Genomic DNA, 21,244 nt, shown 5'->3' with positions numbered 1-21,244 from the left:
GAGGGTAGGCGGCGCGGGACGAGGGGCGCCGCACGGACGGGAGCCGACGCATCGCCCCCTCGAACGGTTGAGCGACCCCCGGCAATGGCTGGGTAAAATCCCCATGCGCCGGAATGAGAATCCGGCCCCCCGATGTTGGCCTCCTTGGAGGGAACCCCACACCCTCCCTCAGGCATGCCCGCAGCGAGGAGGAACGCCACGTGAGCCAGTACGGCAGCAGGCTCGGCCGGCGTTCCGCGGCCTCGTCCGCGCGGCTGCGCCTGCACCGCAGGCCCCGCCGGGTCGCCATGCTCTCCGTGCACACGTCACCGCTGCACCAGCCCGGCACGGGCGACGCCGGCGGCATGAACGTCTACATCGTGGAGCTCGCGCAGCGCCTCGCCGCGATCAACATCGAGGTGGAGATCTTCACGCGGGCCACCACGGCCGCCCTCCCCCCGACCGTCGAACTGGCACCCGGCGTCCTCGTCCGGCACGTCGACGCGGGCCCGTACGAAGGTCTCGCCAAGGAGGAACTCCCCGCCCAGCTCTGCGCGTTCACGCACGGAGTGATGCAGGCGTGGGCCGGCCACCGCCCCGGGTACTACGACCTCGTCCACTCGCACTACTGGCTCTCCGGCCACGTCGGCTGGCTCGCCGCCCAGCGCTGGGGCGTCCCTCTCGTGCACGCCATGCACACCATGGCCAAGGTCAAGAACGCCAGCCTGGCCGACGGCGACACCCCCGAACCGGCCGCCCGCGTCATCGGCGAGACCCAGATCGTCGCCGCCGCCGACCGCCTCATCGCCAACACGGCGGAGGAGGCCGACGAACTCGTACGGCACTACGCGGCCGACCCCGCCAAGGTCGCCGTGGTCCACCCCGGCGTGAATCTCGAACGCTTCCGCCCGGCGGACGGCCGCGCCGCCGCCCGCGCCCGCCTCGGCCTGCCCCAGGACGCGCTCATCCCGCTCTTCGCGGGCCGCATCCAGCCCCTGAAGGCGCCGGACGTCCTGCTGCGCGCGGTCGCGGTGTTGCTGGACGAGCGGCCCGAGCTGCGCACGAACATCGTCGTGCCCGTCGTCGGCGGCCCCAGTGGCAGCGGCCTCGCCAAGCCGGAGGGCCTGCAGAAACTGGCCGCACGGCTCGGCATCGCGGACGTCGTACGGTTCCGGCCGCCGGTCGGGCAGGAGCAGCTCGCGGACTGGTTCCGGGCCGCGTCCGTGCTGGTCATGCCGTCGTACAGCGAGTCCTTCGGGCTGGTCGCCATAGAGGCGCAGGCCGCCGGTACGCCGGTGCTCGCGGCCTCGGTCGGCGGCCTGCCGGTCGCCGTGCGCGACGGCGAGACCGGCTTCCTGGTCCAGGGCCACGACCCCGCCGCCTACGCGCGCGTGCTGCGCGATCTCGCCGACGACCCGCACCGCGCGACCCGCATGGGCGAGGCCGCCGCCAAGCACGCCCAGTGCTTCGGCTGGGACACCGCGGCCGCCGCCACGGCGGACGTCTACACGGCGGCGGCGCAGGCCCACCGCCGTCACGTACGCTCGCACCATGGGTGAGGCAGCAGCGGACCAGGAGCGGGCGGCGCAGGTCATCGAGGGTTTCCTCAAGGGCGCCGAACTCGACTGGGAGAGCCCGGAGTCCGGCGCGTTCGTCGTCCAACTCCCCGGCACCCGCAAGCTGTCGACGACCCTCTCCCTCCTCGTCGGCCGCCACTCCCTCTCCCTCAACGCCTTCGTCATCCGCCATCCCGACGAGAACGAGACGGCCTTCCACCGCTGGCTCCTGGAGCGCAACCTCAAGCTGTACGGCGTGAGTTACGCGGTCGACCAGCTCGGCGACGTGTACGTCACCGGCCGCCTCCCGCTGTCCGCCGTCACCGAGGCCGAGATCGACCGCCTCCTCGGCCAGGTACTGGAAGCCGCCGACGGCAGCTTCAACACCCTCCTGGAACTGGGCTTCGCCTCCGCGATCCGCAAGGAGTACGCGTGGCGGGTGTCGCGGGGTGAGTCGACGCGGAATCTCGACGCGTTCACGAATCTGACCCAGCGGCCGACCCGGCCGACCGACTGACCCCGGCCGACTTACCTCTGTTCGGCATCTTCCGTAGCTTCCTGGCTCCGTGGCATGCTCACGGCTGACGCAGATCTGAACGTCGTTCACATCCATGAAGAGCCGCATGGAAGGGCGTACGGACATGAGCAACCCTCGCTTCACCAGACGAGCCCTGCTCGGAAGCACGCTGGCCTTGGCGGTCCCCCTGCCGGAACAGGGACCCGGGGCAGGGCGCGGAGGTCCTGAGGGTCAAGTCCCCTCCCTCTGGCGGGAGTTCACCCGCACCCCCTTCACCCACCCGCAGATCCCGTACATCGGGAAGGCGGGCGCGCAGCGCCACCCCCGGCACCCGCGCGTGCTGGACGTCCGCGCCTACGGCGCCCGGGCGGACGGCACGACCGACTCCGCCCCCGCGATCAACCGTGCCATCGCTGCTGCCGGCAGGGCCGGCGGTGGCACGGTGCTCATCCCGCCCGGCACCTTCCGCATCGACGACGTGATCCGCATAGGCCACTCGAACGTGGTGGTCAGGGGTGCCGGCAGCGACCGTACGAAGCTCTACGCGACGAAGAATCTGACCGAGCTGATCGGCGTCTACGGCTCCCGTTACGGCGGCGACAAGTCGTCCTGGTCCTGGGCGGGCGGGCTCATCTGGCTTGCCCCGACGGCCCGTTGGGACTCCCTGGTCGCCGCGATCAGGGCGAAGGCGTGGCCCTTCGAGGGCTGGACCGGCAACAGGCGTGACGAATGGCGGCAGTTGACGACCGTCGAACCGGCCCGGCAGGGCGCGTGGACGGTGACGGTGGCGGACGCCTCCCAACTGCGGCCCGGCGAACTGGTGTTGCTCCGCCTCGCCGACGACCCCACCCACACCCTCCTGGAGCACATGGCGGGCGGCGGCCCCGGCCCCGAGGCGTACTACTGGGACGACAAGACCAAGCTGCTGTCGTACGTCCCCTACGAATGGCCCGTTCGCATCGCGCATGTCCACGGCCGCAAGGTGACGCTCGAACGCCCGCTGCCCCTCGACCTCCGCCCCGAGTGGAATCCTCAACTCACCACCCACGTCGAGGAGTTGACGGGGTCCGGTGTCGAAGGCCTCACCCTGGAGGCGGTGGAGACCCCGCAGCAACCCCACCTCCTCGACAAGGGCTACAACGGCGTCGTCCTCCAGTGCGCCTACGACTGCCGGCTGGACGACGTGACGGTCCGGCACGTCGACAACGGCTTCGGGCTGGTGGCGGCCTCCGCCTGCACCCTGCGCGGTACGACGGTGGCGGGCCGCGGCTCCCACCACCCCTACTTCTGCCGCGAGGGCTCGCACGACAACCTCATCGAGGACTTCACCATCGAGCAGCGCACGGTCCCGGCCCCGCCCAACACCCAGCTCCACGGCATCAACGTCGAGGGCCTGTCGTCGTACAACGTCTGGTCGCGCGGCGACATGCGCATGGGCACCTTCGACAGCCACCGCGGGCTGCCCTTCGCCGACGTCCGCACCGACATCACGGTGAACAACGACGGCCGCCACGGCGGTGACGCGAACGCCGGTCCGCTCTTCGGCGCCCGCTTCACCCACTGGAACATCCGCGTCACCAACGGCCGCGCGGGCCTGATGAAGATCGACCAACTCGCCCCGTACAGCGCGACGGTGGGCCTCAACACGGTCACCGAGTTCGACCAGATCGACGTCCCCGACTTCACCGGCGACCTGCACGCACGGCTGGAGCTCTACGGCACGACGGGCGTCGTACGGCCGCGGAACCTGTACGAGGCGCAGCGGAAGCTGTGACTCAGGCCTGTCGCAGGACGTCGTAGCCGATGAAGTCGAACATGCGGGTGGCGGTGGGGAGTTGGCGGGGTTCGCCGGTGAAGCGGTGGGCGCCGACGGACTGGGGGATCGAGGGGTCCGAGACCCACAGGCGCTCGAAGCCGCGTTCCTCCAGCCAGGCGCAGACCTGGGGGACGAGGTCGGGGAGCATGTCGCGGCTGCGGGTCCACACCAGCGTGCCGCCCGTCCGGCACAGGGCGGTGCAGTGGTCGAGGACGCGTTCGACGTCGGCGTCGGAGATGTTGCCGAGGAGGCCGCAGACCAGGACCAGATCGGCGGGGGCGAGTTCGGCGTACTGGTCCGTCAACGCGGCGTCTCCGGCGATGACTTCGACGCCGGGCAGGCCTGCGGCACGGGCGGCCCGTGTCGCCACGTCCACGTTCCGTTCGTCCAACTCGACCAGGCGGGCGCGGACTTCGGGGCCGCGGGGGTGGTCGGCCAGGACGCCGATCAGGTCGCGGCCCTGTCCCGCGCAGAGGCTGATCGCGGTGAGCGGGCCCGGCGGCGCGGTGTCGAGGGCGAGGCGGATCCGTTCCTGGATGAGGGCCAGTCGGCGGCTCAGGTAGGAGTCGGGGGAGTCGTAGGCGTCGTGCCACTCGTGCCAGTCCATGCGCGGAATCTAGCTGGGGTGTCCGCGCCTGTCGCGTGAATAACGTCCCGGCGTGACCCCCACCAACTTCCGGAAATGGCGCGTGAGATGGGACTGGTCGAAGAACCCGGTCACCGTCGCCACCTCGCCCGGCGGACGGCCGTCGAGGAGGAGCCGGCGGGCGCGGTCGACGCGGCGGGACATCAGGTACTGGTGCGGTGCGATGCCGTACGCCCCGCTGAACGCCCGTACCAGATGGGCGGGATGGGCGTGCACGAGCCGGGCGGCCTCGTCGAGGGTGATGCCGTCGGTGACGTGCTCGTCGAGGAGTTCGCGGAGGGTGCGGGCGAGGACGGGGCCGGGAGCCGGGGTGGGGGCGGCGAACGGCCGTAGGCGGGCGTGCAGTTGCTCGGCGATGAGCGTGAGCCGGCTCTCCGCCTCCAGTTCGTCGCCGGGGTGGTCGAGGGCGGTGTGCAACTGGCCCACGCGCAGCCGGAGTTCGGGATCGCGGAGGTCCGGCTGGTCCACGGCGGAACCGATCAGGTCGTCCGCCAGGTGCGTGCCGTCGAGATAGAGGACGCGCTTGCGGAAGCCGTGCGGGGTGGCGGGCGAGCCGTTGTGCGGGACGTGCGGCGGCAGCAGGGACACGGTGTCGTGCGGGGTGCCGTGCTCGTGCCGGTCGAGGTCGTACCGTACGGCTCCGTCGTCCACGATCAGCAGCGTCCACGCGTCGTGCACGTGCATCGGGTACGCGTACTCGGTGAAGTGCGCGTGGAAGACCTCGACGACACCGGGGATGCGGGGCCGCCACGCGGAGACTTCCGGCTGGGGGCGGCCTGGGCCGGGCTGGCCCGGGCCCTGTTGCGGGGCCATGCAAAGAACGTACAAGACGGGGGCGTGGGGCGGTCGGCAGTCTCGATGTATGAGCACTGACACCACCGCCACGACCGCCATCACCGCCGTCACCGCCGAACCCGTCCGCTTCGACACCAAGATCGCCGTGCTGCTGCGGGCGGACCTTGAGCCCTGGCAGCGGCTGAACGTCACGTCGTTCCTGGTCAGCGGCCTGGGATCGCAGGTCCCCGAGGTGATCGGGGAGCCGTACGAGGACGCCGACGGGGTGCGGTACCTGCCGATGTTCCGGCAGCCGGTGATGGTCTTCGAGGCGACGAAGGAGGTGCTGGTGGCGGCGCATGGGCGGGCGCTGAGCCGCGCGCTGCCCCGGTCCGTCTTCACGTCGGACCTCTTCACCACCGGCAACGACCGGGACAACCGGGCGGCGGTACGGGCCGTCGCCACCGCCGAGCTGGATGTGGTGGGGCTGGCGGTGTACGGGCCGCGGAACGGGGTGGACAAGGTGGTGAAGGGGGCGCGGATGCATCCGTGAGGGAAGGTGTGCGAGGGAGGTGCCGGAGGTCGTTCTCAGGCGGTGCTGACCTCGGGCTTCGCCGCGGCCGGCGCTTCCGCTTCCACGGTCGCCGCCCCGCTGGCCGGAAGCCCCCGCATCAGCGCGCCGTAGCCCACCGCCGCCCCCGTCCCCACGACCGCGCACAACCCCCACAGCCACTCCGCCCCGAACCGGTCGATGACGAAACCGGACATCAGCGGGGCGACGAGCGCGGCGACCGCCCAGGACAGGGTGTACACGCCCTGGTAGCGGCCGCGGCCCTGGACCGGGGAGAGACGGACGACCAGGCCCGTCTGGGTCGGGGCGTTGATCATCTCGCCGAGGGTCCACACGCACACCGTGAGGGCGAAGACGCCGACCGAGCCGGCGAACGCGGTGAGCCCGAAGCCGTAGCCCGCGAGGATCGACGAGACGACCAACAGCCGCTTGGCGTCCCGGTGTTCGATGAGTCGGGTGACCGGGATCTGCAGGACGACGATGAGGAAGCCGTTGACGGCGATCGCGGTGCCGTAGTCGGCGGGCGTGAACCCGGCCTCGCCCATCGCGACCGGCAGGCCGACCGAGCCCTGCTGGAAGACGAGCGCGACGAGGAAGGACAGCCCTACGACGCTCATGAACCGCCCGTCGCGCAGTACGGTCCCGAGCCCGACCGCGTCGGCGGTCCCCTTGCTGTCGTCCGCGGCGATGCTGGGCCGGGACTCGGGCAGCCGTAGGAACACGACGATCGCGCAGGCCGCCGTCATGCCCGCCTCCAGCAGGAACCCGGCGCGGTAGTTGACCTCGGCGATGAAGCCGGCGGCCATGGAGGATATGGCGAAACCGAGGTTGATGGCCCAGTAGTTGAGCGAGAACGCGCGGACGCGGTCCTCGGGGCGCACGATGTCGGCCATCATCGCCTGCACCGCCGGGCGGGACGCGTTGCTCGCCGCCCCGACGAGGCACGCCACGGCGGCGATGGCGACGGGGTCGTGCATGAAGCCGAGCAGGGCCACGGACGCGGCGGTCGACGACTGCGCGATGAGGAGGGTGGGGCGGCGGCCGATCCGGTCGGTCAGCACGCCCGAGCCGATGGAGGAGGCGACGCCGCCGAGGCCGTAGAGGGAGGCGACGAGGCCGGCGTAGGTGGCGGAGTAGCCGCGGTCGAGGGTCAGGTACAGGGCCATGAACGTCGAGACGAACGCCCCGAGCCGGTTGACGAGGGTGCTGGTCCACAGCCACCAGAACTCGCGGGGGAGGCCGGAGACGGTTTCCCGGGCGGCGCGTCTCAGGGCGGCGAGTGACATGGATCGTTCCCCCACGGTCGGACAACTGTGTAAGTGGCTCATGCGCTGGGCACAACTTACGAACGGGACAGCCCGGGGGACCACTCAATTAACAGAAGCCGTCAACTGTGGGGCTGGGAGGCGGGCGCCAGGCGGTGGCCCGAATGCGTGGATTACGCTCTGGGGCATGGCCGACGCACCGTACAAGCTGATCCTCCTCCGCCACGGCGAGAGCGAGTGGAACGCGAAGAACCTGTTCACCGGCTGGGTGGACGTCAACCTGAACGAGAAGGGCGAGAAGGAGGCGGTCCGCGGCGGTGAGCTGCTCAAGGACGCCGGCCTGCTCCCCGACGTGGTCCACACGTCCCTCCAGAAGCGCGCGATCCGCACGGCGCAGCTGTCGCTGGAGGCCGCGGACCGCCACTGGATCCCGGTCCACCGCAGCTGGCGCCTGAACGAGCGCCACTACGGCGCCCTCCAGGGCAAGGACAAGGCGCAGACCCTCGCGGAGTTCGGCGAGGAGCAGTTCATGCTGTGGCGCCGTTCCTACGACACCCCGCCGCCGCCCCTTGAGGACGGCACGGAGTTCTCCCAGTCGGACGACCCGCGCTACGCGACGATCCCGCCGGAGCTGCGCCCCCGCACGGAGTGCCTGAAGGACGTCGTCGTCCGCATGCTCCCGTACTGGTACGACGGCATCGTCCCCGACCTCCTCGCGGGCCGCACGGTCCTGGTCGCCGCCCACGGCAACTCCCTCCGCGCCCTGGTCAAGCACCTCGACGGCATCTCCGACGCCGACATCGCGGGCCTGAACATCCCGACGGGCATCCCGCTGGCGTACGAACTGGACGCGTCCTTCAAGCCGGTCAAGGCCGGGGGGACGTACCTCGACCCGGATGCGGCCGCGGCTGCGATCGAGGCGGTCAAGAACCAGGGCAAGAAGAAGTAAGCCGAGCTGAAGAAGCCCCCTGCCTGCGGGTTTTCCGTCAGGAGGGGGCTCTTCTATGCCCTGGGGCCGTGCCTGGGCCGTCGCACTTAGAAGCGGCGCAGCCTCACCCGGACCGACACCAGGAAGGCGAGCGGGAGGACAGCGACGGGTTCGGCGCCGACCCACATGGCGAGCGTCGCGCCGCCGAGTCCGATGAGGCCGAGTGGGAGCTCACGAGGGATGAGGTCGATACGCAGACCGCGTCGTGGCAACATGGGCTCCTCCGTAGGACGCATGACTTCTCCTTTAGCGCTGGGGATAAAGCGTGCCGACGGGTGAGGGGCCGCTCATGACAGTGAGCGGCCCCTCTTGTTCCAGTGGCAGCGTAGGGGACTTTACTGGTCCAATGAGAAGGGCCACAAACCCGCAGCTTAAACCGTTGGCGTGACCCTCGACTTCTTGTTTGTGGCGGCGCTTGAGAGGGATGCTGGGGTCCACCTACGGAAAATCGTGGGTGGACCCTTCCCGGAGTCGGGTTGGCTGGCTGGGCAGCCTGTCGGACTGCTCCGCTAGGCGGTGACCTGTAGTCATTCGTTGACAGCGGGGGAAGCGTTCGCGGTTCGTGATTCTGAATGCCGAAGTCGGGCGAATTGGCTGTCATCATTTGTAGACAGCGGGGGAAGCGTTCGCGGTTCGTGATTCTGAATGCCGAAGTCGGGCGAATTGGCTGTCATCATTTGTAGACAGCGAGGGAAGCGTTCGCGGTGCCTGATCATGAATGCTGACTGTGTGGAATCTTGAGCTTCCGCAGAATCAGTTGAAGACAGCAGCAACCGCCTTGCGGGTGCGCTCCTTGCTGGACGGCATGAGGTGCGCGTAGACCCGGAGAGTCAGGCCAGGATCCGAGTGGCCGAGGTACTCGGCAAGAGCCTTGATGTTCTCCCCGGCGTCCAGGAGTACCGAGGCGTAGAAGTGGCGAAGGGCGTGCATGCCGTTCTCGCGAGACTCGGCGTACGACTCGCCAGGCTTCCGCTCGGGGATCACGCCGGCCGAGGCCAGCGCTCGCTTCCACACCTCTTCGTTTAGGGACGTCTGCCAGACGTGACCACCGCGCGGTCCAGCGAAGAGCAGTCGCTTGGTCATGGGAGGCCCGCCTGCCACCTTCCACGGCAAGGTGATGTCGACCGGCGGGAACTGCTTCATGTGGGCCCGGAGCGCATCGGCGACCGGCCCGGGAAGCGGCACGTCCCGGAGCTTGCCGCCCTTGGGCGGGGCGAAGACGGCCTGGCTGCGGCTCAACTTGAGCTGCTGGACCACGTGAAGGGTGTCCGAGGCCAAGTCGATTGCGTCGACAGCGACGCCGAGGATCTCGCCTTGACGGAGCCCGCAGCCGCCGCCCAGGTCGGCCATGGCTCGGAAGCGCTCGGGCAGGCCGGGCCCGGACGGCGAAGAGCCGTTCCAGCGTCCACGGGACGATGCGCTTCGTATCCACGGCCGGCGGTCGGACCGATCGAGCCGCACACGGACTGCGCGGAAGGTGCCCGTCGTCCACGGCCGCGCTCAGAGCGGCACGAACGTTGGAGTAGATCGTCCGGGCATACGAGCCCCGCATCCCGTTCTCCTGGAGCTTCTGTACCCAGTCACGGATATGGGCAAGCTGGAAGGAGCACAGCGGACGCGATCCAAGGCGGCTCGCTCCGCTTCCCGCGCGCGGCCCCCGGCCGGGCCTGCGCTCCTGCCTTCGTCCCGCTCCAGCCCGGCCAGCGTCCATGCCGCGCGCTACAGCAATCAGTCACTTGCCGTAGAAGAGATACGTAGAGGAGCCACTTTGGCGCGAGCCTCGAAGATCATGGCCCCCAACGTCGTGCTTTACCGGGCAGGTCCACAGGCTGTCCGACGTGCCGGAAGCTTACGGGTTCATGATCACTCGCACCAAAGCAGCGTCACCCCAAAGCCGCTCCATCAACCTTGCACGGAAGCAAGCGCGGTTCTTTACGAACCAACGCAACCCGATCACAGGATGGCTACTCACGCTGTACTCTGAACGTGCATTTCCGGGAGAGGGGACGAGCCGTCATGGTTGCACGCCGTCAAGCTATTTGCATTGGTATTGACGAGTACGAAGGCGAAGACCGCCTGGATCTGTGTGTGGCCGATGCTACGGAGGTGGCTGACTACCTGAGTCAACCCGAATACGGATTCGATGTCGAACTACTGGTCAACAGGGAGGCGAATCTGCCCAACATTCGCCGTGCTCTACTTTCCGTGATGAACGAGGAGCTTGAGTTTTTCCTCCTTTACTTCTCAGGGCATGGATTGGTTACCGAACTTGACGCTTTTCTTGTGACAGCCGACTATCAACCTCTCGCCGAAGGCGTGAGCCTGGCTGATCTGGCTCGATACACAGAGAAAATTTCCCAGAAAACCAAACATTGCCTGACCATCTTGGACTGTTGCCATTCTGGTGCAGGGAGCTTTGGAGGAAGTCGCCAGCTGGTCACGCCTGAGGAGATCGATCGAGGTATTCCAGCGCGTACAGAATCACGCAGCTTGCTAGCAGCGTGCCGGCCAGAGCAAGTCGCCATTGAGGACAGCAGATACGGGCATGGGCTATTTACTTACATGCTCCTGGAAGGTCTTGCAGGTGACGCAGCCGATCCGCATGGAAATGTCACCATCGGTGGCCTCTCTGAATTCATTGACAGGAGCCTAGAAGCTGCGGGTGCCGAACAGATCGCGGTCATGAAGGGGGACTCTGCTGGTCGCGTCATCCTTGGGCAGGGTTTTACTCCGATCTCGGCAGACACCCTTCCAGAATATGACAAAAGAAGGATCATCGCCCAAGGGAAGCAATTCCTGGAAGACTACACTTCCCAACTGACCAATCACCCCGAGGATTGGAGAAAACGCGGACACAGGAATGCCTCCATGCTGCTCCCGCCCACTCTTCGGTGGTTCGAAAAGCAGAGAAGGGAACACAAGGGCCTACGGGTAGACCCGGAATTTTCTCGACTGTATGCCGCAGTGACGAACAGGGTAAAACAGCTTGCAGAAATCGACCTGGGGACCGATGTAGGGGAAGGCGTAGTCACTAGGAGCATCGGAGGCGGAGGCTTCGGGACAGTTTACGAAGTTCAACAGGCGGATGGGCAGAAGCTAGCCTACAAGGTGTACCACCCTACAGAGTATGGCGACTCGGAAAAGAAAAGTCTATTTTCTCGCGGTTACAAGGCCATGCAGCAGCTCGACCATCCACGGGTCATCAAAGTGAAGAAGTATACGGAAGCCCCCCTCGGCTTTTTTATGGAATACGTGGATGGCCCCAACTTTCGGGACCTCCCGAACATCATTGAAGATCCGATAGAAGTTCTGCAGTTCCTTCTATTGACAGCAGAAACTATCGCGCACGCCCACAGTCGACCGGTAATCCATCGAGACATTAAACCTGAAAACATCCTGGCACTATACCGGCCAGATGATAATACTTGGATCCCTTATTTGACGGACTTCGACTTGGCGTGGTTCGACCAAGCGACTCAAGTCACTAAGCAAGCATGGGGAAACATCTCCTATTCTGCTCCCGAGCAAATGGCTAACCCCAGGTCGGGAGCGGCTCACAGTGCCCAGGTGGACATCTACGCCTTCGCTCAATTGGCTTTCTATGCAGTCACCGGCAGTGACCCCGTTCCGCTCGGCAGGGCCGACAATAGTAGACTCCTTCAGGAAAAATTGAAGGTATGGCCTGTTGGAGCGGCAGCGCAGAAATTCGTGGCGTGGTACGACCGTTGCAGTGAGGCTAGCCCACATGACAGATATCTGAACTTCCGTTCGGCCATGGACGAATTGGCCGATGTAGAGGCATTGATTCGTCAGGCTGTCTCAGCTGCGGTAACACCGCGCGGCGCGCTTAATGAAATCGCCTTTGCCCTGTCTGGATTTGGCGCTGCTGGAAAGATTGACGTGGCAGGAGGCGCTTTCCACAGTACCTCAAGAAGAACTTCAATCACTCTGACGGCGTCCAATGTCCAATCAAGCGCACCGAATGAAAGGTTTGACCTTGAAGCGCGTTTGAGCCTTGATCGCATAACCATTGAAGGCAATGCATCCAGTGAGCGTAAGCGGGCGAAGATCAATAATCGGATCGATGAAGTCACTCGCCAATTGGAGGGTGTCAAGCGTCGACCTGGAAATCAGGGAACATTCGAAACGTTCATCTCAATAAGTGGTGTCGAATGCGGTTACGCTGGCATTCAGCGCGCAAGGATTTCCCTTAGCTACGTAATTGAGGCGATTGAGCGCACTTGAGGAATCCAGGTACGAGAGGCTTGAGGTCGCATAGCGCTTCTGAGCCCCTATGGACCTGAGGCGTCCCACTCAAGGTTTCGTGGCCGCGCCCCAGGCCGCACAAGCTCACCCACCGCTAACATCACTGAGGTTCTTCAGCGTTGCCGCTCCAGGGTGAGGATGGCTTTGGCGATTGACGTCATGCGGTTTGGGCTGCATCGGGATCTGCGGAAGATCTGCCAGGACTTCAGGCGTGCGACGCCGCGCTTGACCGGTGCCCGTGCTGCGGCCATGGCCCGGTTGAGGGTCTTCTCGGTGAGGGTGAGTTCCTGCAGGGGCCTGCGTTTGATGCCGGTGCTCACCCAGGCGCCCCGCCGCCCTGGTAGGCGAGGTCGGCCAGGATGGGGACGGCTTGGCGCTCGCACATGCGGACGATCCGGTGGGTGCGGGCAGCGGTCAGGTCGCGAGTCCGGCCCGGTAGGGCGGGTGAGAGCCACAGCAGCAGGCTGCCCGGATCGGTGACCACCTGCACGTTCACTCCGTGTCGGCGGTGCCTATGGGAACAGTCGGCCCCTCCGTCGCCCACCCGGTCGCACTCGGCGAGCGTGCCGTCCAGCAGGACGAAGTCCGCATCGGCCTCGCGCAGGACCTTCAGCAGCCCCGGCGCGCGTTCGGCGAGCAGGCAGATGACCGAATTGGTGTAGGCGTGGGCGGTGGACTCGCTGATCCCGAAGCCGGCAGCGATCTTCGCGAGGGTGGTGTGTTCGCGCAGGTACATCAGTGCCACCATCGTGCGCTGGGACAGGCGGAGCTTGCAGCGCCGGTCACCCTCGCGGGTGACGATGAGCATGGTGACCCACTCCACGAGGGCATGGGGCAGGTCGAGTGCGGCAGGACAGATGACCAGCGAGGCCCCCGAGCAACGTGCTTGAGACGTCAGACATCTCGATCAACAGCCTGGGGGCCTCGGTCGTTGCGGTTCGTAGGCCGTCGCCTGATCGGTGGCCAGCTCGAAGAAGCTCACTGTGCGCAACGGTTACTCAAGCACTGTGTCGTCAGAAAGTGGTGGGTGGATCATGGGAGGGATATGCATTACCGCGTAGTGGCGGGTCGATGCCGCCGACTGGCATCGCTTATCCCTGTTAGGTCGTCCGCACTAGCAGATCGCGAGATCGAACGTTTTGATCTCGCATGCGAAGCCCTGTGCCAGATCGCACGGGGACCCAGGGGGGAACACCGGGGAACAAGTCGACCGCTCATCCGGACCCGACGCTACTCCGCCGCAGGTCAGCCAAGAACAACCCGCAAACACTCTTAGCGTCCCAAGCTGATGTCTCCGTACGTTGGACTCCGCGCTTCTCGTAGGTAGTTGCCCCAATCGCCCCCTTCCCGCGCGGGCTCTGCCAAACTCCGGTCATGGGGCGTTGCGCTGGCGTGACACGGCAGGGACGAGCGTGCGGAAACCCGGCCGGATGGATGGGCTACTGCCATCTGCACGGTGGTGGAGGCCGACGAAGCCGAAGCCCACGTGTCTCTACTCCTCCCTGGCTTCCGCGCATGCCGGCGCGTCCGGAACCGCAACCGCAAGGCAGGTGGAGAGGCTGGCTGTGATGGTTGCGATGGTTCTTCATGGGTTGGTTCGAGGCACTGCGTAACGCGATAAGCCGACGCTCGTGACGGTGTTGGCTGGGCCGTCTCTGGGCCGTCCGAGGCCGCTCGGCAGTGGCCAACGACGATCAATGATGACCACTCGCTCGCCTATGAGCACTGCTTTGACCAGCAAAAACCCAGCCCCCCAAGATCCCCGACAACACCCAGGGCAAGAAGAAGTAGCCCCCATCGCTCGATCAAGCCCCCTGCCCGCGGTCTCTCCACCGGCAGGGGGCTTTTCCGTGATCGTGGGCCGCCCGCGGTCAGGTCAGTTTCGTGACGATGTCCGCCACCCGCCCGGGCAGGGACAGGAACGGTGAGTGGGACGCGTCGAGGGCCACGACGGAGGTCGTGTTGTCCGGGAAGGCGGCGTCGGCTTCCGCGATGAACCTCTGCTGCAGGGCCGGCCGGATGGCCATGTCCCGTGCGCAGGTCACGTAGGTGCGGGGAACGGAGCCCCAGCCCTCGCGGGTCAGGCCGGTGGCGCCCAGGGCGATGCCGACCGGGGCGTCGGGGGTCAGCAGCCCGATGGCGGCATCGGCGACGGCTCGGTCGACGTCTCCGAAGAACGCGTCCCGCAGCTGCTGACGGTAGGCGGCGTCGTTCGACGCGAGGTCGAGGCGCAGAGCTCCGATCGCGGCGGGATCGGCCTGGAGGGAGGGGCCGATCAGCTCACCGGCGTTCTCGGGGCTCTGGATGTAGGTGACGGCCGGGATGTCCGAGGCCGGCATGAACGCGGTCAAGTACACCGCGTGAGCGATCAGTTCGGGGTGTCGCTGGGCGGCCCGCGTCAGGACCGTGCCGCCCATGCTGTGGGCCACCACGGTGACCGGTGCCCCGTGCCCGAGCCGCTCGATCTGTGAAACGAGCAGGTCGGCTGCCTGGTCGAGGTCGACATCGGCGACCGGCGAGACCTCCGTGGCCAGGGCCGCCGGGTCGAACGGGCGCCCGGTGAGGCACGCCGGCCGCCGGGCGCGCAGCCCGTGGCCGGCCAGGTCCACGGCGAGAGCCGGGTGGCCGGCCGCCGCCACGTGGGCGATGACGTCGCTCCAGCACCAGGAGCCGTGCCAGTAGCCGGGGACGAACAGCAAGGGGGTCGGTCTGGCGGCCATCGACACTCCATCGGGAAGCGACCTCGGGGCGGAAAACAACCCGCATTTGGCGCAAAAAGGTATCGCGCCATGTTGCGTTCGTCAAGTGAAGATAAATTCACCTTGGCGGGTCAGGGGGCCCCGTCGCCCGGAAGCGCATCGGAAGCGGATCGGCCCTGGTGGCGGAAGCGGACGTGCTGGTGGCATGCAAGGGGTCAATCAGCCTTTTGTGCGGGTTTTCCCGCCGACCCTGATCGGTGGGTTCTCCCGCCGGCCTTTCCCTGCCGCCCATGTCGCCCATGCCGTCGGAGCGTCCCATGAACGACCTCGGACCACCACCGCCCACCCCCACCGCCCCCAACCCCCCGGCGCCCTACCGCGCCGGCGGCCTGATACCGCCCGCCGGAGCCGCCCGCACCTGGGGGCTCACCGTCATCGGGGCACCCCTGCTGGCCGTCCTGCTGCTGGGGCTGGTCGACGGTTCCTTCTCGACCGGCGGCGGAGCGCAGGCTCAGCCGTGGACCCCGCCCACCGCGTCGTACGCGTACACCCAGTCCGCGACGCCGGACCCGTACGGCGCCTCCGATCCGGCCGCCACCGCCACCGCCACCGCCACCGCCACGGAGACCGGAGCGAGCGTCTTCAGTGAGCCGACGCAGGAGACGAGCACCCCCGCGGCGGACCCGGAAGCGGTCGTCAACGCCTACTTCGCCGCGGTCAACAACCGTGACTACGCGACCGCTTGGGCCCTCGGCGGCAAGAACCTGGGCGACGCCGACTACGACGCGTTCGTGAAGGGCTACGCCAACACCCAGCAGGACAGCGTCAGTCAGGTGTCCGTGCAGGGGACCTTCGTGAGGCTGGTCCTCAACGCCCTTCAGACGGACGGTACTTCGCGCTCGTACAACGTCACCTACACCGTCGAGGACGGTGTGATCACCCATGGCACGGCAACCCCGATCGGCTGACATCCCCGCACGAGTGGAGCGCTGAACCGTCGTGAGCACACAGGCACCGCACCGCTATCCGCCCGGCACTCCGCCCGGAGCGCCGCAGATCCCCCGCGTGTACGCGCGGACCAAGGCCACCCGCCTGCTGTCCGCGGGCACCTACCTCGATCCCGTCTACCGCCGGGCCGTCATCCGGGAGTTGCTCAAGAACCGCTTCAGAGTGGTCGCGCCCTCCTACGGCTACGACGCCGTCTCGGTCCTCGCCCACGCGCTCGCGGCCCGCCGACTGCGCCGTGTCCAATGGGGAGTTGTGGCCGGTTCGGCGGTCGCGCTCCTGCTGCTGGCGATCGGCCCGCTGAGCTTCTTCATCGCCGCCCAGCTGATGTTCTGGGTGTTGTGGGGCGCCGCCTATTTGCGCCGGGTCGTCACCCTGCACATCCTGATGACCCGCCTCAAGGAGACCGGCCCCGCCGGTGGCTTCGACGGCTCCTACCCCGTCGCCGGCAGACTCACCGACGCCCTGATCGGCAAGATAGACCGCGAACAGGCCGGCCAGACAGGCCTCGTCTTCTACGGCGGTTTCCGGCCCTTCGTCGGAGCAGGTGAGCCGCTGCGCGACTGGGCGAACGCCCAACTCCTGCTCGGCGCACCGAAGAACCGCCTCGCCGCCCGCAAGCAGTTCGAGGCGTCCGGGGGCGACCTGGACGAGGTGGAGCGCAAGCCCGTCCTGCCGTTCACCGTCCACGAGATCACCTCGTACGTCGCCGGGAGGATGGGCGCGGAACTGCGCGACGAGGCCCGCTGGGACGAACGGATCGAGGGGCTGACCGTCGAGCAGCGCCGCTATACGACGGCGATCCGCACCAACGACCGTACGGCGGGCACCGGTTGGTCCCAACTGCCCGGCATGGACGATCTCCCGCCCATCCACTGGCGGGAGGACTACGACTCGGCCCGCGAGTACCTGTGCATCCGCGTCGGCTCCTGGAACGAGGAGCTGGTGACCTCGATCTTCGTCGGCTTCGACCTCAAGGGCGACACCCTGCACACCGAGTTCTACACCTACGTACTCGGGCCGCTGGTAAGGGAGTTCCACCTCGTCGACCGGCTGCCCGACGCGTTCGACGCACGGCTGGCGGTGCGGGTCGCGTGGGACATGGTCAAGGCCGTTCCGCGCTGGTGCCTGGCGCTGGCGCTGTGGCCGCTGCGGCTGGTTCCGCGGCGCTTCCTGCCGGGCCGGGTACGGCGGTTCGTGCGGCCCGCGCGCGGTGGATGGAGCACCGTCACGTTCACCGGAGGGAGCGCGGAGATCGACACCAGCGAGTTCCAACTCGCGCGCTACGCCAAGCAGTCGGTGGACTGCGGCGCGCTCACCAGCGTCCGGGAGATGGCCACCAGCGACACCTACCACCACTTCTTCCAGAAGACCGACGCCCTCAAGTACACCCAGATCGTCGAGCGCCGGCTGCTGCACACCATCCGTCAGTTCCTGAGCGACCACCACGTGGATCTCGCCGACCACGACCGCGCGCAGACCAACATCCTCGTCGGGGACAACTCCCAGGCGATCCTCGGCGGCCACAACGAGAACTTCGGGTACAACTACCAGCCGCCGGGCCCGAGTTCGCCCGACAACCAAGGAGGTCAGTAGTCATGAGCGAGGGCCATACGTTCGGGGACAACAACCAGATCATCACCGGCGGGAAGAACAGGGGCCTCGGCTACAACTACCATGCGGCGCCCGAGACTTCGGCCGCCGAGCCCGGGACCTCCGAGCAGGCGTCCGGGCAGCCGTCCGTACCGCCGCCCGCCGGGCACGACCGCGGCCGTAGCGTCTTCGTCGTGCACGGCCGGGACGAGGAGGTGCGCGCGGCGATGTTCGGACTGCTGCGCCGGCTCGACCTACGGCCCCTGGAGTGGGAGGAGTTGGTGCGGGCCACCGGCAAGACCTCGCCCTTCCTCGGCGAGGTCGTCATGAACGCACCGGCGCAGGCGCAGGCGGCCCTGGTCCTGCTCACCCCCGACGACGTCGCCAAGCTCCACCCGCACCTCCTCGGCAACCGCGAGCGGGACGACGAGACCCAACTCACCGGCCAGCCGCGGCAGAACGTCCTGATCGAGCTGGGCATGGTGCTGATGGCCTACCCCGAGCGGACCGTCATCGTGGAGGTCGGCCGGCTGCGGCACGTCGCCGACACCGCGGGCATCAACGTCATCCGGTTCGACGGCACGGAGGCCTCCCTCGCGAAGATCTCCGCCCGGTTGCGGCTGGCCGGCTGCCAACTCGACGACACCGGACCGGAATGGCGCGAGACCCGGCACTTCCAGAATCTCTCCGCGTATCGCAGGCTCGCCTGAACCGGAAGCGAACCGGAAGGGAACCGGGGAGAAAAGGGGACGGGCGCGGGAGCCGTCCCCTTTTTTCACATGCCGACCGTCCCCCTTTTTTTATACGCGGTCCAGTCCCGACTTCTATACGCGGTCCAGTCCCGACGCCAGAACCCTCAGGAACGCCCCCACCTCCCGCAGGTCGATCCGCTCCAGATCGGCGGGCCGCACCACTACCCGCAACTCCCGGCAGACCGCGCCCTCGCGGGACCGCGCGACGAACGACATCAGGATCAGCCGCAGCAGACTGTCCTGGTCGAGATGGTCCAGCCGGGACAGCCCCGATCCGACCAACGGCATGGCCACCGCCTCCAGTTGGGCATGCCGGTGCAGCGCGTCCCACAGCCGGCCGAGCCCGAGCCAGAGGTCCTCGACGCTGGACGCGGCCACACAGTCGTTGCCGATACGGCTGTAGGCGACGCCGAACACCAGCCTGGGCCGGGCGCCCAGGACCGCCACCGTGCCGAGCGGATACCGGTCCAGTTTGCCCAGCGGCTTACGCTCCCGCTCCTCCCGCCCGACGGGTGCGACACCGGCGAGCGCGGCGGCCAGTTCCGCGTCCAGGCGCCGTACGTCACCCTCGTACCGGCGCAGCAGCAACTGCCCTTGCACACTGGCCGCGTTGATGACCTCGCCGGCGGCCGACGCGGTGTCGAAGGTGTCGCAGAACCCGACGACGAGATGTGCCGGCTGGTCGAACACGTCGCCCGCCTCGACGACCACCGTGAGGTCGGGGCGCCGGAACACCTGCTCCACCCGCGGCACCGGACGCGCCTGGCCCAGCCCCCAGAGCAGGCAGGCCGCCACGGACACCACCGTGACCGTGCCGGGATCGGGAAAGCTGCGGGGGAAGAACTGCCCGACGAACTGAAGGACCGCGGATATTCCGCCGAATGCCACCATCGTGCTGCGCGCGAAAATCCTGCGCGCGCGTCCGGTGCCGTAGAACCGCAGAAATCGAGAAAACACGGCTCCTCCAGGACATCATGATAATCTGCTGGTCACTTCTCGGTGACGCAGAGTGATGAAGCAGGGCGACACAGCGACACAGGAACGCGGCGGGGGCGACGCGGGTGGCCGATGGACGAGTGCGCATTCAGGTCAGAGTGCTGGGGCCGGTCCGGCTCGACGTCGACGGGATCCCGGTCCGGCTGACACCGCTGACCACCCGGCTGCTGGTCCGCCTGGTGGCCGCCGAGGGCGAGGCCGTGCCGGTGCGTCAACTGCGCCGGGACGTATGGGGGTTGGCGGACGGCCCGCGCCATCTGGACCAGCGCAATCGCAACGAGGTGCAGAAGCGCGTCCTGGAACTGCGGCGCGCTCTCGACCCCGTCCAGGACGGCACCGCCGCCCGCGTCCTGCGCACCGAGCAGCAGGTCACCGTGCACGGCCCGGAGACCGCCTACCGCCTGGTGCTGCGGCCCGAGGAGCTGGACAGTGCGCGGTTCACGGCGGTCGTCGGCAGCGCGCTGCTCGCCCCGCCCGCGACCGCCGCCCATGAGCTGGCCGAGGCGCTGGCCCTGGTCCGGGGCCGGCCGCTGGCCGAGGTCAACGGCGAGAACTTCGCGGACCCCTTCATCCGCCGCCTCACCGCCCTGCTGGACTCCGCCCGCCGCGAACTGGTCCGCGTGCAGGCCGACTTGGGCCGCCCCGACCTCGCGCTGCCGGTCGCCGAGCTGATCGTCCGCGACCATCCCGACGACCTCGACGCCGCCCGCGTCCTGGACACCCTGCGCGCCGCGCTCCGCGCCCGGCATGGTGCCGAACTGCTGCGCCACAGAGTCCCGTTGCCCGGTCAGCGGGCCGATGTCGTCCTGGTCCGGGGCGACTTGTTCGAGCAGACGGACTGCAATCTGGTGGTCGGCTTCACCGACACCTTCGACACGGAGACCGACCAGGACATCGTCATCAGCCGCGACAGCGTCCAGAGCCAGCTGGTCGACCGGCTCTTCGGCGGCCGACGCCGGTTGCTGGAAGAGAAGTTGAGGACCGGGCTGCGTTCCGTGCGGGCCGTCGGCACGGAGAGCGCGCGGGCCAAGCCGCGCGGCCGGCGGGTCCGTTACCCGGTGGGCACGACCGTCGCCGTACCCGTCGACGGCCGCCGGATCTTCGCGGTCGCCTATTCGCGGCTCGGCAACGACCTGGTGGCCAGGTCCGGGAACGAGGATCTGCGCGCGAGTCTGGACCAGCTCTGGGCCTCGGTGGCCGTGCACGGCCTGTTCAGACCGGTCGCCGTCCCGCTCGTCGGTTCCGGGCTGGCCCGGGTGACGGACCTCGACCGCGGCCAGCTCGTCGGCCTGATCGTCGACTCGTTCATCGCCGCGTGCCGGCTGCACCCCGCGCTCACACCCGAACTCCGCATAGTGATCCGCCCGGAGGACCTGGCCAGCACCGATCTCTCCCCGGTCGAACGGCGCTTCCACGAACTGGTCCCGGACCTGGACGACCGGACGGAGTGACGAACTCCGAGGTGAGACCGGGCAGTTGTGGGCGTCCAGCCCCCGCGCCGACAGGTTCCTCCGCATCTCCGGCTCCCCCATGCGGCCTCGCCCACCGGTTCCTGGCCCGCCACCGCCACCCGGCCTCACCGGACCCCAGTGCACCGCCCCCGCCGCTTCCGCGGGTAGCCACCATCCGCTTCCGATCCGATTCCGACGCCCCACGGACACCGGGCGCCGAAGGTGGCCGTCGACCGCCGGTCCCGCCAACCCACGGCGAAGCCGGGATGAAGTGATGGGGTCGCCCGGCCGTCAAGGGCAACCTCCCCCGCGCCTCCTCTGTCTGATGCGGATGAAGTCACCACTCGACGCATCACCCGTGGGGGGAAAC

General features: G+C 67.9%; 16 protein-coding genes and 2 pseudogenes. 10 read left to right on the top strand and 8 right to left on the bottom strand.

Annotated features, from left to right (window positions below; genetic code table 11):
* Positions 1-200: 200 nt before the first annotated feature.
* The 3 genes from mshA (at position 201) to R2B38_RS17930 (ending at position 3,826) form a co-directional block, all read left to right on the top strand.
* Complete coding sequence (gene mshA / locus R2B38_RS17940; protein ID WP_318017141.1) at positions 201-1,538, top strand: D-inositol-3-phosphate glycosyltransferase; 1,338 nt, start codon at positions 201-203, stop codon at positions 1,536-1,538.
* On the top strand, positions 1,531-2,052 hold the full coding sequence (locus R2B38_RS17935) for a YbjN domain-containing protein (RefSeq protein WP_318017140.1): 522 nt from the start codon (positions 1,531-1,533) through the stop codon (positions 2,050-2,052). The genes mshA and R2B38_RS17935 overlap by 8 nt, the downstream gene beginning before the upstream one ends.
* Before the next feature lie 124 nt (positions 2,053-2,176).
* Positions 2,177-3,826, top strand: coding sequence for a glycosyl hydrolase family 28-related protein (locus tag R2B38_RS17930; protein WP_318017139.1), 1,650 nt, complete (start codon positions 2,177-2,179; stop codon positions 3,824-3,826).
* 1 nt (position 3,827) lies between these two features.
* Here the strand turns inward: R2B38_RS17930 and R2B38_RS17925 are convergent, their stop codons facing one another.
* Positions 3,828-4,475 carry a class I SAM-dependent methyltransferase gene (locus tag R2B38_RS17925; RefSeq protein WP_318017138.1) on the bottom strand — a complete coding sequence of 216 codons (648 nt, stop codon included), beginning with the start codon at positions 4,473-4,475 and terminating at the stop codon, positions 3,828-3,830.
* A gap of 9 nt (positions 4,476-4,484) precedes the next feature.
* Complete coding sequence (locus R2B38_RS17920) at positions 4,485-5,327, bottom strand: AraC family transcriptional regulator (RefSeq protein ID WP_318017137.1); 843 nt, start codon at positions 5,325-5,327, stop codon at positions 4,485-4,487.
* Between the two features lie 49 nt (positions 5,328-5,376).
* Between R2B38_RS17920 and R2B38_RS17915 the strand changes: the two genes are divergently transcribed.
* Positions 5,377-5,841, top strand: coding sequence for a DUF2000 domain-containing protein (locus tag R2B38_RS17915; protein ID WP_318017136.1), 465 nt, complete (start codon positions 5,377-5,379; stop codon positions 5,839-5,841).
* A 35-nt stretch (positions 5,842-5,876) separates the two neighbouring features.
* Here R2B38_RS17915 and R2B38_RS17910 read toward each other — a convergent pair whose 3' ends face one another.
* Complete coding sequence (locus tag R2B38_RS17910) at positions 5,877-7,145, bottom strand: MFS transporter (RefSeq protein ID WP_318017135.1); 1,269 nt, start codon at positions 7,143-7,145, stop codon at positions 5,877-5,879.
* A gap of 166 nt (positions 7,146-7,311) precedes the next feature.
* Between R2B38_RS17910 and R2B38_RS17905 the strand changes: the two genes are divergently transcribed.
* Positions 7,312-8,073 (top strand): phosphoglyceromutase, encoded by a 762-nt coding sequence (locus R2B38_RS17905; RefSeq protein WP_318017134.1) that lies wholly within the window; start codon positions 7,312-7,314, stop codon positions 8,071-8,073.
* 86 nt (positions 8,074-8,159) lie between these two features.
* On the opposite strand, the gene R2B38_RS17900 is transcribed toward R2B38_RS17905, so the two are convergent.
* Positions 8,160-8,348, bottom strand: a complete 189-nt coding sequence (locus R2B38_RS17900; RefSeq protein WP_318017133.1) for a hypothetical protein — start codon at positions 8,346-8,348, stop codon at positions 8,160-8,162.
* Between the two features lie 517 nt (positions 8,349-8,865).
* A pseudogene (locus tag R2B38_RS17895) lies at positions 8,866-9,739 on the bottom strand (tyrosine-type recombinase/integrase); the annotation flags it as partial.
* Between the two features lie 389 nt (positions 9,740-10,128).
* Between R2B38_RS17895 and R2B38_RS17890 the strand changes: the two are divergent.
* Positions 10,129-12,357: a protein kinase domain-containing protein gene (locus R2B38_RS17890; RefSeq protein WP_318017132.1), complete on the top strand. Its 2,229-nt coding sequence runs from the start codon at positions 10,129-10,131 to the stop codon at positions 12,355-12,357.
* Positions 12,358-12,491: 134 nt separating this feature from the next.
* On the opposite strand, the pseudogene R2B38_RS17885 reads toward R2B38_RS17890, so the two are convergent.
* Both R2B38_RS17885 and R2B38_RS17880 read right to left on the bottom strand, forming a co-directional pair.
* Positions 12,492-13,243 (bottom strand): annotated as a pseudogene (locus tag R2B38_RS17885) (transposase family protein).
* A gap of 1,006 nt (positions 13,244-14,249) precedes the next feature.
* Positions 14,250-15,098, bottom strand: coding sequence for an alpha/beta fold hydrolase (locus R2B38_RS17880; RefSeq protein ID WP_318017131.1), 849 nt, complete (start codon positions 15,096-15,098; stop codon positions 14,250-14,252).
* Between the two features lie 296 nt (positions 15,099-15,394).
* Here R2B38_RS17880 and R2B38_RS17875 point away from each other — a divergent pair, with 296 nt between their 5' ends.
* The 3 genes from R2B38_RS17875 to R2B38_RS17865 are packed head-to-tail and all read left to right on the top strand — an operon-like array spanning position 15,395 to position 18,385.
* Positions 15,395-16,045, top strand: a complete 651-nt coding sequence (locus R2B38_RS17875) for a hypothetical protein (protein ID WP_318017130.1) — start codon at positions 15,395-15,397, stop codon at positions 16,043-16,045.
* 31 nt (positions 16,046-16,076) lie between these two features.
* A complete protein-coding gene (locus tag R2B38_RS17870) occupies positions 16,077-17,678 on the top strand; it encodes a hypothetical protein (RefSeq protein ID WP_318017129.1) in 1,602 nt (533 codons plus the stop codon).
* Between the two features lie 2 nt (positions 17,679-17,680).
* Entirely contained in the window at positions 17,681-18,385 is a 705-nt protein-coding gene (locus tag R2B38_RS17865; protein ID WP_318017128.1) for a nucleotide-binding protein, read from the top strand.
* A 114-nt stretch (positions 18,386-18,499) separates the two neighbouring features.
* Here R2B38_RS17865 and R2B38_RS17860 read toward each other — a convergent pair whose 3' ends face one another.
* Positions 18,500-19,384 (bottom strand): macro domain-containing protein, encoded by an 885-nt coding sequence (locus R2B38_RS17860; protein WP_318017127.1) that lies wholly within the window; start codon positions 19,382-19,384, stop codon positions 18,500-18,502.
* A 104-nt stretch (positions 19,385-19,488) separates the two neighbouring features.
* On the opposite strand from R2B38_RS17860, the gene R2B38_RS17855 reads away from it, so the two are divergent.
* The gene (locus tag R2B38_RS17855; RefSeq protein WP_318017126.1) at positions 19,489-20,874 is read left to right on the top strand and encodes a macro domain-containing protein; all 1,386 of its coding nucleotides are present in this window, start codon (positions 19,489-19,491) and stop codon (positions 20,872-20,874) included.
* Positions 20,875-21,244 lie beyond the last annotated feature (370 nt).

It is taken from the genome of Streptomyces sp. N50, assembly GCF_033335955.1.
Classification (GTDB): Bacteria; Actinomycetota; Actinomycetes; order Streptomycetales; family Streptomycetaceae; genus Streptomyces.
The sequence above is the reverse complement of the archived record's forward strand: the minus strand, read 5'-3'. Positions and strand labels throughout refer to the sequence as shown.

Coding starts and splice junctions, on each gene's coding strand:
- R2B38_RS17935 (WP_318017140.1), top strand. CDS start 1,531: ATGGGTGAGGCAGCAGCGGACCAGGAGCGGGCGGCGCAGGTCATCGAG.
- R2B38_RS17930 (WP_318017139.1), top strand. CDS start 2,177: ATGAGCAACCCTCGCTTCACCAGACGAGCCCTGCTCGGAAGCACGCTG.
- R2B38_RS17925 (WP_318017138.1), bottom strand. CDS start 4,475: ATGGACTGGCACGAGTGGCACGACGCCTACGACTCCCCCGACTCCTAC.
- R2B38_RS17920 (WP_318017137.1), bottom strand. CDS start 5,327: ATGGCCCCGCAACAGGGCCCGGGCCAGCCCGGCCCAGGCCGCCCCCAG.
- R2B38_RS17915 (WP_318017136.1), top strand. CDS start 5,377: ATGAGCACTGACACCACCGCCACGACCGCCATCACCGCCGTCACCGCC.
- R2B38_RS17910 (WP_318017135.1), bottom strand. CDS start 7,145: ATGTCACTCGCCGCCCTGAGACGCGCCGCCCGGGAAACCGTCTCCGGC.
- R2B38_RS17905 (WP_318017134.1), top strand. CDS start 7,312: ATGGCCGACGCACCGTACAAGCTGATCCTCCTCCGCCACGGCGAGAGC.
- R2B38_RS17900 (WP_318017133.1), bottom strand. CDS start 8,348: ATGCGTCCTACGGAGGAGCCCATGTTGCCACGACGCGGTCTGCGTATC.
- R2B38_RS17890 (WP_318017132.1), top strand. CDS start 10,129: ATGGTTGCACGCCGTCAAGCTATTTGCATTGGTATTGACGAGTACGAA.
- R2B38_RS17880 (WP_318017131.1), bottom strand. CDS start 15,098: ATGGCCGCCAGACCGACCCCCTTGCTGTTCGTCCCCGGCTACTGGCAC.
- R2B38_RS17875 (WP_318017130.1), top strand. CDS start 15,395: ATGAACGACCTCGGACCACCACCGCCCACCCCCACCGCCCCCAACCCC.
- R2B38_RS17865 (WP_318017128.1), top strand. CDS start 17,681: ATGAGCGAGGGCCATACGTTCGGGGACAACAACCAGATCATCACCGGC.